This window comes from Yersinia frederiksenii ATCC 33641, assembly GCF_000754805.1.
Classification (GTDB): domain Bacteria; phylum Pseudomonadota; class Gammaproteobacteria; order Enterobacterales; family Enterobacteriaceae; genus Yersinia; species Yersinia frederiksenii.
On sequence record NZ_KN150731.1, the window covers coordinates 1,553,825 to 1,567,150 of the forward strand.

Here is a 13,326-nt window from a genome sequence, read left to right on the forward strand (position 1 = left end):
TATGCGCCGCACAAAGGCGTTTTTATTACCGGTGATTGCGCTTGTAAGCATAGCGACATTGCTGGGGTGCAGCAGCCCGAAAGGGATTGCGGTTAATAAGCAGCAAACCGTGGTAATGGATTCGTCGGTACTGACGGCGGGCATTTTGGCTTCTCAACCCACTGTTTCCACCTCTTCTGGCAATAATACGGCGCGTTCGGTGATTACCAATAGCCAAAATAAACCGATGAAAATAAACTACCGTTTTTATTGGTATGATGCGCAGGGCTTGGATGTGCCACCGCTGGAAGCGCCGCGCTCTATTATTGTGGCGCCAGATGATGATGTGGACATTCAATCAGTTAATAATAACTTTAATGCGCGCAGTGCGCGTGTTCACATATTTTTATAACAGTGAGATTGTTATGCCCAAAGAACTTGGCGTTGCAGATTGGTAGCAAACGAAATCCTGTGCAACTTCAAGTACCAAGGGGATATTATCGCGCTATTGGAGTGGGACAATGAAAAGGTATTTATCTGTGGCATTGGCGGCACTGGTGCTGACGGGCTGTATGACTCGGCCACCGGTTGAGCCAACGACCACGCCACCCGTCACCATTGAGCCGGTTACGCCACCCGTAATTGAAACACCTCCGCCGGTAGACACCGTACCGCAGCCACCCAAAATGCAGCAGTCGATTGACTGGGCTGGCAGTGTCGAGCCCTTGGTTGCACAAATGGTCAATAGTAATGAGGTCGCCAATGGCAGCATATTGCTGCTCGATAGCGTCAAAAATAACACCAATGGTGCATTACAAACGGCAAAAGCGACCTCTGCACTGCATCAGGTGCTGACATCCAATAAAAAGTTTGTTTTGATCTCGCCGCAGCAACTGGCGGTTGCTAAGCAAACACTGGGATTATCAGAAGAAGATAGTTTGGGCTCGCGCAGCAAAGCGATTGGGTTGGCCCGCTATGTCAGTGCCCAATATGTGTTGTACAGCGATGTCAGTGGTGATGTGAAATCACCGACCATTGAGATGCAGCTGATGCAGGCGCAAACCGGCGAAATCATCTGGTCAGGTAATGGCCCGGTCAAGCGCTGATCCCTCTCTGCTGGCGCTAATTGAAAGTATCAATCCGGCGGTGAAAATCGCCGATTGTCATATTAGCCCGGTATCTGGCCTAACCGGTGAAAGTTGGCGTATTTTGCACCGGTCAAATATCGGCCCGAATATTGACTGGCTGGCACGCGAACAATCAGTGCAAAAAGCTCAGTTGGGCGTTAATCGGCGGCAGGAACGTAAACTATTGCAGCATGTGGCGGGTAGCGGTTTATCGCCGGTGATTATTGCTGCCAATCAGCGCTGGTTAGTGGTCAATTGGCTTGAAGGTGACGTTGTCACTAATAAGCAATTCATTGAATTATCTAATAATGGTCAGTTGGCGCAACTGATGGCTTGCCTGCATCACCTGCCTGCCAGTGGCTATCGTTTGGACTTACGTGGTCAACTCATTCGCTATGGGCGTCTGATTGACGCCAAACGCCGCTCACCAGATTGGTGGCGACTTCAGCATGATTTCATCCGCCAGCCGCAACCGCAGCCGGTGAAGTTAGCCCCTCTGCATATGGATATTCACCCCGGTAATCTCTTAATGACGCCGACCGGGCTAAAATTAATTGATTGGGAATATGCTGCTGATGGTGATATTGCGCTCGATATAGCGGCGCTGTTTGGCGGTAATCAATGGTCGATGTCGCAGCAACAGACTTTCTTACAGCACTATTGCCACAGTGAGCAGGGCTATCATGACATTGCACGTTTATCGCGTCAGATACAGCGCTGGTTGCCGTGGATTGATTATCTGATGTTGATGTGGTTTGAGGTGCGCTGGCAACAGACTGGCAACAGTGAATTTTTACAATGGGCTGCGCCGCTACGTCAGCGATTCAATCTCTCTTTTTGATGTTAACTATAAATTTTTGGAGTTGTCGTGGGTCCAGTGATGCTAGATGTTGCCAGCTATGAGCTGGATGCGGAAGAACGTGAGATTTTAAAACATCCGCTGGTGGGGGGCTTGATTTTATTCAGCCGTAATTTTCATGATGCTGAACAGTTGCGTGAGTTAGTGCGTCAAGTTAGGGCAGCATCCCATGAGCGCTTAGTGGTGGCAGTTGATCAGGAAGGCGGCAGGGTTCAACGTTTTCGTGAGGGTTTTACCCGCCTGCCAGCGGCTCAGTCATTTGCCGCCATTAATGATGCAGCCACTGCGGCTCAGCTGGCCCAAGAGGCGGGCTGGTTAATGGCCGCTGAAATGATCTCAATGGATATTGATATCAGTTTTGCACCGGTATTGGATATTGGTCATGTCAGTGCCGCGATTGGCGAGCGTTCATTCCACAGTGACCCGCAACAAGCCATGAAGATGGCCGAATGCTTTATTCGCGGGATGCACAGTGCGGGCATGAAAACCACCGGCAAGCATTTCCCCGGTCATGGTGCAGTAACCGCAGACTCACATAAAGAAACGCCACGGGATAATCGACCACTGGCAGAAATCCGCACTCATGATATGGTTATATTTCGCCAACTGATTGCCCAGGGCTTATTGGATGCCATCATGCCCGCGCATGTGATTTATACTGAAGCCGATGCGCGTCCGGCGAGTGGTTCGGCTTACTGGCTGCAAACGATATTGCGCCAAGAGCTTGGGTTCGATGGCATCATCTTCTCCGATGATTTATCGATGGAAGGTGCCGCCATCATGGGCAGTTATGCCGAGCGCGGGCAGGCCTCTTTGGATGCTGGCTGCGATATGATTCTGGTGTGTAATAACCGTCAGGGCGCGGTAAGTGTGTTAGATAACCTGTCTCCGGTCAAAGCAGACCAAGTGGCACGCTTGTATCATTCTGGGCAGTTCAGCCGCCAGGCGTTGATGGCATCATCACGTTGGCAGCAGGCGAATAAAGCATTAACAGCACTCAGTGAGCGTTGGGATGCACATAAACAAATGTCGTAGCGAGGATAAATATGATCGTCTATTTACATGGTTTTGATTCCAACAGTCCGGGTAATCACGAGAAGGTGCTGCAACTGCAATTTATCGATCCGGATGTGCGTTTTATCAGTTACAGCACTTTGCATCCGCGCCATGATATGCAGCATTTACTCAAAGAAGTCGATAAAGCCATCCAGCAGGGTGGTGATGCCAAGTCACTGATTTGCGGTGTGGGTTTAGGCGGATTTTGGGCGGAACGTATTGGTTTCCTGTGTGGGATTCGCCAAGTTGCTTTCAATCCAAATCTTTATCCGCAAGACAATATGAGCGGAAAAATTGATCGTCCGGAAGAGTATATTGATATCGCCAGTAAGTGTGTTAATGACTTCCGCGAGAAAAACCGTGACCGCTGTCTGGTGGTGCTGTCGCGCCATGACGAAATGCTTGATAGCCAGCGTACTGCGGGTGATTTGCATCCTTATTATGAGATTGTCTGGGATGATAAACAGACGCACAAATTTAAGGATCTTTCGCCTCATCTTCAGCGGATCAAGGCCTTTAAAACCCTTGGCTAGTTAACGGCGAGTGAGTGCATAATCAGCAATCAAGGCGGTATTTTGTTAATGGTTGGTTAACTACGGTGTTGTTTATGCTTTGTGATCTGGCTTGAAAAAAGGATGCGACAGACTTTTTTCAGGCCATTTTTATGCCATCAATCTCCAGAATAGATCTATATCCCACATCAAATAGAAAAATCGGAAACTGTGACTAAACGCTAACTATTTGAATCTTCGTCCAGAAAAATTCTCTCTGCTGCCAGTTTAATCAAAAAAAGTTGATATATATCAATTTTGGTATGACCAAATAACCCTGCGTGATATTCTGACTACAGATTATTGAATTAGCATCATCGAACCCTATGTTATCTAAGGATATTATTCATTTACCCTTAGCTAACAATTGGTTCACATTTAGGGGGTCATTTTGACAACGCCGAAGAAAAAAATCGTTATTATTGGTGGTGGTGCCGGCGGTCTTGAGCTGGCAACCAGTCTGGGTCATAAACTGGGTCGCAGCAAAAAAGCCGAGATCGTTTTAGTCGATCGCAACCACAGTCACTTGTGGAAGCCGCTGTTACATGAAGTGGCTACCGGTTCTCTGGATGATGGTGTTGATGCACTGAGTTATCTTGCTCATGCTCGTAACCACTACTTCAATTTCCAGTTGGGTTCATTAACGAACATTAATCGTGAAACCAAAACGCTCAGTCTGGCTGAGATTTGCGACGAACACGGTGATGTGCTGGTGACACAACGCGAATTAACCTATGACATTCTGGTGATGGCGCTGGGCAGCACCTCGAATGATTTTGGTACGCCGGGTGTGAAAGAAAACTGTATCTTCCTGGATAACCCGCATCAGGCACACCGCTTCCATAATGAAATGCTCAACCTGTTCTTGAAATATTCAGCGCAACCGGGTGAGAAGGGCAAAGTTAATATTGCCATCGTCGGTGGTGGTGCCACTGGCGTTGAACTCTCTGCTGAGCTGCACAATGCGGTGAAACAGCTGCATAGCTACGGTTTTGAGGGCTTGGATAACCAGGCGCTGAATGTCACGCTGGTTGAGGCCGGTGAGCGCATTCTACCCGCATTACCGCCACGTATTTCCGCCGCTGCTCATCAGGAATTGATTAAGCTTGGTGTTCGTGTATTGACCAAAACTATGGTCACTAGCGCTGACGAAAAGGGCCTGAATACCAAAGATGGCGAGTTTATCAATGCGGATCTGATGGTATGGGCTGCGGGGATCAAAGCACCGGACTTTATGAAAGATATTGCCGGGCTAGAAACCAACCGTATTAATCAACTGGTGGTTGAGCCGACCTTGCAAACTACCCGTGATCCAAATATTTTTGCGATTGGTGACTGTGCTTCTTGCCCACAACCCAACGGCGGTTTCGTACCACCACGTGCCCAGTCTGCGCATCAGATGGCCAGCCGCTGCTACAGCAATATTCTGGCCTTGCTGAATGACCAGCCGCTGAAACCTTACATCTATAAAGATCACGGTTCACTGGTTTCACTGTCGAAATTCAGTACTGTCGGTAGCCTGATGGGTAACCTGATGCGCGGCTCGATGATGGTGGAAGGCCGTGTGGCCCGCGTGGTGTATATCTCATTGTATCGTATGCATCAGGTGGCACTACATGGCTATACCAAAACCGGTCTGATGATGCTGGTGGGTGGGATTAACCGGGTTATTAGACCTCGCTTAAAACTCCATTAATTGCTTTTATTCTTCTCTACCCAACGCACCTGCAACTTAAAATATGACGGGTATAACAAACCGCTGCCATTGATGATGGTGGCGGTTTTTCGTTTTGAGTCGCGCACGGAAAGCTAAGGGGATTCGCACGTAATGTTAAACTCTCAGCATAAAACTCTGCCGTAACAAATTACCATCGTCGGATTCCTCCTAAATATGTGCATTCATACCTATTATCAGGGCGTTTAGTCCATTTGTCTTATTGCTAGGCCAAAGCACAGTGTGCAGACTTCAGGTGTTTACAGACGGCGAGTCGCGCACGCCGTATTCCGGTCATAGAGGTCAATCCTCATATACCGGGCGCTGTCAGATTTTCGTTTTTTATTTTGGAATTCTGAGGCAGAAGATGCGTGGTAACACTTTCAGGAGGATTTCCTGTGAACAAATCAATGTTAGCAGGTGTGGGTATCGGTATTGCGGCTGCTCTGGGAATTGCCGCTGTCGCGAGTATGAATGTCTTCTCCGACGCACCGCAATATGCACAAGTTCTTACTGCGACACCGATTAAAGAGACGATTAAAACGCCTCGTCAGGAATGTCGTAATGTGACCGTCACACACCGCAAGCCGGTGCAGGATGAGAATCAGATAGCGGGTTCAGTATTGGGTGCTGTTGCCGGTGGGGTTCTGGGCCACCAGGTAGGCGGCGGTCGAGGTAAAGATATTGCTACTGTAGCGGGTGCGTTAGCAGGCGGATATGCCGGTAATCGCGTCCAAAGTAATATGCAGGAGAGTGATACTTACACGACAACCCAGCAACGTTGCCAAACTGTTTACGATAAGTCACAGAAAATGTTGGGATATGACGTAACCTACAAAATTGGTGATCAGCAGGGAAAAATTCGCATGGATCGTGATCCAGGCACGCAGATTCCAATCGATAAAAATGGTCAACTGATGTTGAACAACCGAGCATAATAGAAAATCTGTTGTCCAAGACCTTGCATTAAGAGCCCGTGTTTAGTGCTAATTCTGATCGTTTAACTTGCTTAATAAACGAGTGGCATTAGCATTACGCGGGTTTCTCCTATCTGAAACCCGCGTTAATTATCCTATTGTGCCACTCGATGTTGAGCAAATGATGCCAGAAGCTCACTGATAAACTTCAGCCGCTGTGCTCTATCACTCAAGTCCTGCATAAACTTCAGCTTAGTTGGCCCTTCCAGCCGGAATATCTGCGGCTGTCGTTGCAGCAAACCAATCAGATAGACCGGATCAACTTGGTTTTTCTCACCAAATTCGATGAAGCCCCCCCGTTCATTACCTTCAATACGTTTAATACCTAATTTCTGAGCTTGTTGGCGCAGTTCGGCGGTATGTAATAGATAACGGGCAGCATCGGGGAGTTTGCCAAAGCGATCGATTAGCTCGACTTTTAGCTCATCGAGTTCAGTTTCATTCCGTGCACTAGCAATACGCTTATAGAACGAAAGCCGGACATTCACATCTGGAATAAAGTCTTCTGGCAGTAAAACCGGCATCCGCATTTCAATCTCGGTTTGATTGCTGGTCAAATCCTCCAGTGACGGCTCTCTGCCTTCTTTGAGCGCATCTACCGCGCTTTCCAGTAGCTCCATATACAGTGAGAAACCAATGGTGGTCATCTGGCCGCTTTGGTCTTCGCCGAGCAGCTCACCAGCACCTCGAATTTCCAGGTCATGGGTGGCCAACGCAAAGCCCGCGCCAAGATCTTCCAGTGATGCAATAGCCTCGAGCCGCTTTTTGGCATCGGTGGTCATGGCTTTTGGATTCGGAGTGAGCAGGTAAGCATAGGCCTGATGGTGAGAACGCCCAACTCGACCTCGTAATTGGTGCAACTGTGCCAGACCGAAATGATCGGCTCGTTCAATGATAATGGTATTGGCGCTGGGAATATCAATCCCTGTTTCGATAATGGTCGTGCAGACCAAAACATTAAAACGCTGATGATGGAAATCATTCATCACTCGTTCAAGATCCCGCTCTCGCATCTGGCCGTGACCAATGGCAATGCGGGCTTCTGGCACTAATTCTGCCAATCGTTGGGTGGCTTTTTCGATGTTTTCCACATCGTTGTAGAGGTAATAAACCTGACCACCACGTAGGATTTCACGCAGAATCGCTTCTCGCACCACCAAACTATCGTACTCACGGACAAAGGTTTTTACCGCTAAACGACGCGCCGGTGGCGTGGCAATAATCGACAAATCACGCATGCCGCTCATCGCCATATTCAAGGTGCGCGGAATCGGCGTGGCTGTCAGTGTCAGGATATCGACATCAGCGCGCATGGCTTTGATTCGCTCTTTATGACGCACCCCGAAGCGATGTTCTTCATCAACAATCAACAAGCCGAGGTCTTGCCAGCGTAAGTCACTTTGCAGCAACTTGTGGGTGCCGATAATAATATCGACTTTCCCTTCAGCGGCTTGTTCCAGAATCACTTGCTGCTCTTTGGCACTGCGAAAGCGCGACATCATCTCTATCCGCACTGGCCAAGTGGCAAAGCGGTCGCGGAAATTGTCAAAATGCTGCTGAGCGAGCAGGGTGGTCGGCACCAAAACCGCGACTTGCTTATTATTCGCCACCGCCAGGAAAGCCGCACGCATGGCCACTTCGGTTTTACCAAAGCCAACATCGCCGCACACCAGGCGGTCCATCGCTAGTGGTTGGCACATGTCATTGAGCACCGCATTGATGGCCTGTTCTTGATCCGGCGTGGTCTCAAATGGGAAGCTTTGGCAGAATAGTTGGTATTGCTCGCGATCAAGTTTGAATTTAAAACCCGATTTAACGGCGCGCTGCGCATAGATATCCAGCAGTTCGGCTGCCACATCACGCACTTTCTCGGCGGCTTTCTGCCGCGCTCGGCTCCAGGCATCGCCCCCCAGTTTATGCAGTGGTGCATTTTCATCGGCGCCACCGGAGTAGCGGCTGATGAGATGTAATGATGATACCGGCACATACAGCTTATCTTCGCCAGCATAGGTCAATATCAGGTATTCAGCTTTGATGCCGCCAGCTTCAAGGGTGGTCAAACCGAGATAGCGACCGACCCCGTGCTCTAAGTGAACCACCGGTTGACCAGGGCGCAGCTCCGCCAGATTGCGGATCAGAGTATCAGTATTAATAGTGCGGCGATTATCTTGCCGACGGCGGCTCACGCGCTCGCCGAGCAGGTCGCTTTCACAAATCAGCGCCAACTGCTTATCGGTATCAAGGAAGCCGCGTTCACTGGCCCCAATCATCAGATAATGACCGGGAGCCGTGGCTTGAGATAGCTGGGTTATCAGAGTCGGGCTGATTTTTATCCGCGCCAGCAAATCTTGCAAGGTCTCGCGCCGGCCCTCACTTTCGACCGAGAACACCACACTGCCGCTGAAGGACTCAATAAAGCGCCGCAGATTATCCAGTGGGGCTTTTTGCTGCGCCTGAACCGCCAAATCAGGCAATGCCTGATAATCCAAATTGGTGTTGGCGGTTTTAGTCGGCAGCTTGTCAGTTTTAAACTGAACCCGTGGCCACTCTTTTAGCTCATTGAAGAGTGAATCAACCCGCAGCCATAACGTTTCGGGGGCCAGTAAGGGGCGCATTGGGTCAATACGGCGGCTCTCAAAGCGCTGGTTAACATCCAGCCAAAAACGCTCGGCTGAGTTCTCCAGGTCACCGGTATTAATCAGTAAGGTATTTTCTGGCAAGTAACTAAAAAGTGAGGGTAAAGGCTGACTGAAAAACAGCGGTTGCCAGTATTCAATACCGGCCGGCCAGATCCCCTTGCTAACTTGCTGATAAATATGTTCAGCATCACGGCGGACTTCAAACTGCTCGCGCCATTGGCTACGGAACAACTCAATCGCAGTCTTATCGATAGGAAACTCATGGGCGGGCAGTAAGTTTATCTGCTCAACTTCCGACAGTGTGCGCTGCGTATCAACATCAAACACTCGCAAACTATCGATATCATCATCAAAGAAATCAATTCGGTATGGTTCTTCACTGCCCATCGGGTACAGGTCTAGCAATGCGCCACGAGTGGCAAACTCACCGTGCTCCATCACCTGATCAACACTGCGGTACCCTGCTTGCTCCAACTGCGCGCGCAGCTTATCCCGCGACAGGTGCTGGCCTTTTTTCATGACCAACGCATGACCGTGCAGGAATTCATGCGGGCACACCCGTTGCATCAGAGTATTAATCGGGAGAATAATAACGCCGCGTTCCATCGCCGGAAGCTGGTACAAGCAAGAAAGGCGCGCCGAAATAATATCCTGATGGGGTGAGAAACTGTCGTAGGGCAGCGTTTCCCAGTCGGAGAGGGTGTTCACCGGGCGAGAAGAGAATTGTTGTATCTCATCACGCAGACGCAGCGCCGTTTGCATATCAGGGGTAATTAACATTACCGGGCCATCATGGCGCTCAATGATCTCTGCGCATTCGACCGCGCAAGCTGAGCCAGTCAACTGGCCTAACTGACGGGTATCTCCACGCCGCGTCGGCAATGCATAACGATGTTGTTGGGACATAAGCAGTTAAACAGTCTCTTATCTTATATGTGGTTTACCCTTCGTCCTTGAGGCTGTAGGGGTGTTTACTGGCTACCTACCTGCAACTCCAATGACTTGGGTATCATTGACCCGTGTTTCAGTATCAGCACAACAGATAACAAATTATCTCGGCGGCTATCCTAGCACGTGCGAGGGTATAGCCACAGATTGGCGCTCTGATTTGGAATAAAAGCCGGAGATATAGGCGGTTAATGGTTCCATAAAGCGGTAGTACCCTTTATTATCCTCGATCACTTTGCTTTAGCAACAGGATCTAAACAGATTTCATGTATCAACCTGTCGCCTTATTTATTGGCCTGCGTTATATGCGCGGGCGTGCATCCGACCGTTTTGGTCGGTTTGTCTCGTGGCTTTCTACCATTGGCATCACGCTCGGCGTGATGGCATTGATTACAGTTTTATCTGTGATGAATGGTTTTGAGCGTGATTTGCAAAATAACATTTTGGGGCTGATGCCGCAGGCGCTGATCACCACGCCGCAAGGTTCTCTCGACCCGAATAAAATTCCCGCATCAGCATTAAAATCATTGACGGGCGTTACCGATATTGTGCCTTTGACTACCGCTGATGTGGTGTTGCAAAGTGCGCGGAATCTGGCCGCCGGTGTGATGCTGGGTATTGACCCGGAACGGCACGAACCCCTGGCTGATTACTTGGTCAATGTGAAACTAAAGGATTTGCAGCCGGGGAGTTACAATATGATCCTCGGAGAAAAGCTCGCCGGTCAACTGGGCGTTAAGCGGGGTGAGACATTGCGTTTGATGGTGCCAAGTGCCAGCCAGTTCACTCCAATGGGCCGTATTCCTAGTCAGCGTCTGTTTAATATTATTGGCACATTCGCCGCAGACAGTGAAGTTGATGGCTACCAAATGTTGGTCAATCAACAGGATGCGTCGCGTTTGATGCGCTACCCCGCGGGTAATATTACCGGGTGGCGTTTGTTTCTGTCGCAACCGCTGGCGGTCGATAGCTTGAGCCAACAAACTTTACCGGAAGGTACGGTTTGGAAAGATTGGCGTGACCGCAAAGGTGAGCTTTTCCAAGCTGTACGCATGGAAAAAAATATGATGGGGTTGCTGCTTAGCCTGATTATTGCTGTTGCGGCCTTTAATATTATTACCTCGTTGGGCTTGTTAGTGATGGAAAAACAGGGAGAGGTGGCTATTTTGCAAACTCAAGGGTTGAGTCGCCGCCAAATCATGCTGGTGTTTATGGTGCAAGGGGCCACCGCAGGGGTGATTGGCGCACTGCTCGGTGCCGGGCTTGGCATTTTACTGGCCAGCCAATTGAATACCATTATTCCGGTTCTGGGTATATTGATTGATGGAGCCACTTTGCCTGTGGAGATTAACCCCATTCAGGTAACCGTGATTGCCCTGGTTGCTATGGCGATCGCATTGCTGTCCACGCTTTACCCTTCCTGGCGCGCTGCCGCCGCACAACCTGCCGAGGCTTTACGCTATGAGTAAACATCCTTTATTACAGTGTTTAAACCTGTGCAAGCGCTATCAGGAAGGTCAACTGCATACCGACGTTTTGCGTAATGTGTCGTTTACTATCGAGGCGGGCGAGCTGATGGCGATTGTCGGCAGCTCTGGCTCTGGTAAAAGTACCTTATTGCATTTACTGGGCGGCCTGGACTCCCCCACCTCGGGTGAAGTGATTTACCAAGGGCGTTCACTGAATCAACTCTCTTCCACCGCAAAAGCTGAGCTGCGCAACCGTGAGTTAGGTTTTATCTATCAATTTCACCATTTATTGCCTGACTTTACTGCATTAGAAAACGTCGCTATGCCGCTGTTAATTGGTGGCGCTAAACCCAATGATGCGCAAGAGAAGGCCCACGCCATGTTGGCGGCGGTTGGCCTGGAAAAACGCAGCAAACATCGGCCATCAGAGTTATCTGGCGGGGAGCGCCAACGAGTGGCAATCGCCCGTTCACTGGTGAATAACCCCTCTTTAGTGTTGGCGGATGAACCCACTGGTAATCTTGACCAGCGCAATGCCGATAGCATCTTCAATCTATTGGGTGAATTGAATGTTCGTCAGGGAACGGCATTTCTCGTGGTCACCCATGATTTGCAATTGGCTAAGCGAATGAGTCGCCAGTTGGAGATGCGTGACGGCCAACTACAGCAGCACTTGACGTTGGTGGGGGCGGAGTAATGGGCGTTTCGCCACTTTCATTGTTAATCGGTTTGCGTTTTAGTCGTGGCCGTCGTCGCGGCGGCATGGTGTCGTTGATTTCGGTGATTTCAACCTTGGGTATCGCTTTGGGCGTTGCGGTGTTGATCGTCGGCTTAAGTGCAATGAATGGCTTCGAACGTGAGCTAAAAAACCGCATTTTGGCGGTGGTGCCACACGGTGAGATAGCGGTGGTTAATCAACCGTTCAGTGGCTGGCCAGAAACCTTGCAACGTATTGAAAAAGTGCCCGGTATTGTGGCGGCGGCCCCTTATATCAACTTCACCGGCTTGATCGAAAACGCAACGCAATTGCGTGCGGTGTCGGTTAAAGGGGTAGATCCTGAGGCCGAGCAGCATCTCAGCGCGTTGCCCAGTTTTGTGCTTGGTAATGCTTGGGATAATTTCAAAGCCGGTCAACAGCAGATTATTTTAGGTAAGGGGCTGGCAGATGCTTTGGGCGTTAAACAAGGCTCATGGCTGACGGTGATGATCCCCAATAGCGATCCTGAAATGAAGCTGCTGCAACCCAAACGTATTCGCTTGCAGGTCGCGGGCGTTTTTGAGCTTAGCGGGCAGTTGGATCATAGTCTGGCATTGGTGCCTTTGGCGGATGCGCAGCAATATTTAGAGATGGGTGACAGTGTCACTGGTATAGCCATCAAAGTAGATGATGTCTACAATGCCAACAAACTGGTACGCAGTGCCGGTGAAGTTACCAATGCTTATGTGTATATCAGCAGTTGGATTGGGACTTACGGCTATATGTACCGTGATATCCAAATGATCCGTACTATCATGTATTTAGCCATGGTATTGGTGATTGGCGTGGCCAGTTTTAATATTGTGTCCACGCTGGTGATGGCGGTTAAAGATAAAAGTAGCGATATTGCGGTCCTGCGCACCTTAGGGGCTAAAGATGGCCTGATACGTGCAATATTTATTTGGTATGGCTTACTGGCGGGGCTTATTGGCAGTATTAGTGGGGCGGTAGTGGGTGTCATTGTCTCACTGCAATTGACCAATATTATCCGTGGACTAGAAAAGCTGATCGGGCATCAATTTTTGTCAGGCGACATCTACTTCATCGACTTCTTACCCTCAGAGCTCCATTGGTTTGATGTAGCCTGTGTATTGGCAACCGCACTGGTGCTGAGTTTAATTGCTAGTTGGTATCCTGCTCGTCGCGCCAGCCGTATTGATCCGGCGCGGGTCTTGAGTGGACAATAGCGCGTAGCCATTATCCAAAGAAATGGGTATTGCAGGTTGGTAGCCAGTAACCCCGACGGCTTC

At 49.6% G+C, this 13,326-nt stretch carries 11 protein-coding genes; 10 read left to right on the forward strand and 1 reads right to left on the reverse strand.

Going from position 1 to position 13,326, the window contains the following annotated elements; translation table 11 throughout:
- Position 1 precedes the first annotated feature (1 nt).
- The 7 genes from DJ58_RS14815 (at position 2) to DJ58_RS14785 (ending at position 6,224) form a co-directional block, all read left to right on the forward strand.
- Complete coding sequence (locus DJ58_RS14815; protein ID WP_004709612.1) at positions 2-391, forward strand: YcfL family putative periplasmic lipoprotein; 390 nt, start codon at positions 2-4, stop codon at positions 389-391.
- A 109-nt stretch (positions 392-500) separates the two neighbouring features.
- Positions 501-1,085 carry a penicillin-binding protein activator LpoB gene (gene lpoB / locus DJ58_RS14810; protein ID WP_032911164.1) on the forward strand — a complete coding sequence of 195 codons (585 nt, stop codon included), beginning with the start codon at positions 501-503 and terminating at the stop codon, positions 1,083-1,085.
- On the forward strand, positions 1,066-1,947 hold the full coding sequence (gene thiK, locus DJ58_RS14805; protein WP_080544640.1) for a thiamine kinase: 882 nt from the start codon (positions 1,066-1,068) through the stop codon (positions 1,945-1,947). Before lpoB ends, thiK begins: the two co-directional genes overlap by 20 nt.
- Positions 1,948-1,974: 27 nt before the next feature.
- Positions 1,975-3,000, forward strand: a complete 1,026-nt coding sequence (gene nagZ / locus DJ58_RS14800; RefSeq protein ID WP_004709607.1) for a beta-N-acetylhexosaminidase — start codon at positions 1,975-1,977, stop codon at positions 2,998-3,000.
- A gap of 11 nt (positions 3,001-3,011) precedes the next feature.
- Complete coding sequence (gene ycfP, locus DJ58_RS14795) at positions 3,012-3,554, forward strand: alpha/beta hydrolase YcfP (RefSeq protein WP_004709606.1); 543 nt, start codon at positions 3,012-3,014, stop codon at positions 3,552-3,554.
- Between the two features lie 409 nt (positions 3,555-3,963).
- Positions 3,964-5,268: an NAD(P)/FAD-dependent oxidoreductase gene (locus DJ58_RS14790; RefSeq protein ID WP_004709603.1), complete on the forward strand. Its 1,305-nt coding sequence runs from the start codon at positions 3,964-3,966 to the stop codon at positions 5,266-5,268.
- 416 nt (positions 5,269-5,684) lie between these two features.
- Positions 5,685-6,224, forward strand: a complete 540-nt coding sequence (locus DJ58_RS14785) for a glycine zipper 2TM domain-containing protein (RefSeq protein WP_032911163.1) — start codon at positions 5,685-5,687, stop codon at positions 6,222-6,224.
- A gap of 134 nt (positions 6,225-6,358) precedes the next feature.
- Here DJ58_RS14785 and mfd read toward each other — a convergent pair whose 3' ends face one another.
- Entirely contained in the window at positions 6,359-9,808 is a 3,450-nt protein-coding gene (gene mfd / locus DJ58_RS14780) for a transcription-repair coupling factor (RefSeq protein WP_032913216.1), read from the reverse strand.
- A 308-nt stretch (positions 9,809-10,116) separates the two neighbouring features.
- On the opposite strand from mfd, the gene lolC reads away from it, so the two are divergent.
- From lolC to lolE, 3 genes are read left to right on the forward strand one after another with little or no spacing between them, the layout of a single operon-like run.
- Positions 10,117-11,319: a lipoprotein-releasing ABC transporter permease subunit LolC gene (gene lolC, locus DJ58_RS14775; protein WP_004709595.1), complete on the forward strand. Its 1,203-nt coding sequence runs from the start codon at positions 10,117-10,119 to the stop codon at positions 11,317-11,319.
- A complete protein-coding gene (gene lolD, locus DJ58_RS14770; protein WP_032911161.1) occupies positions 11,312-12,016 on the forward strand; it encodes a lipoprotein-releasing ABC transporter ATP-binding protein LolD in 705 nt (234 codons plus the stop codon). The genes lolC and lolD overlap by 8 nt, the downstream gene beginning before the upstream one ends.
- Complete coding sequence (gene lolE / locus DJ58_RS14765) at positions 12,016-13,263, forward strand: lipoprotein-releasing ABC transporter permease subunit LolE (protein ID WP_004709593.1); 1,248 nt, start codon at positions 12,016-12,018, stop codon at positions 13,261-13,263. The genes lolD and lolE overlap by 1 nt, the downstream gene beginning before the upstream one ends.
- The last annotated feature ends 63 nt before the right edge of the window (positions 13,264-13,326 follow it).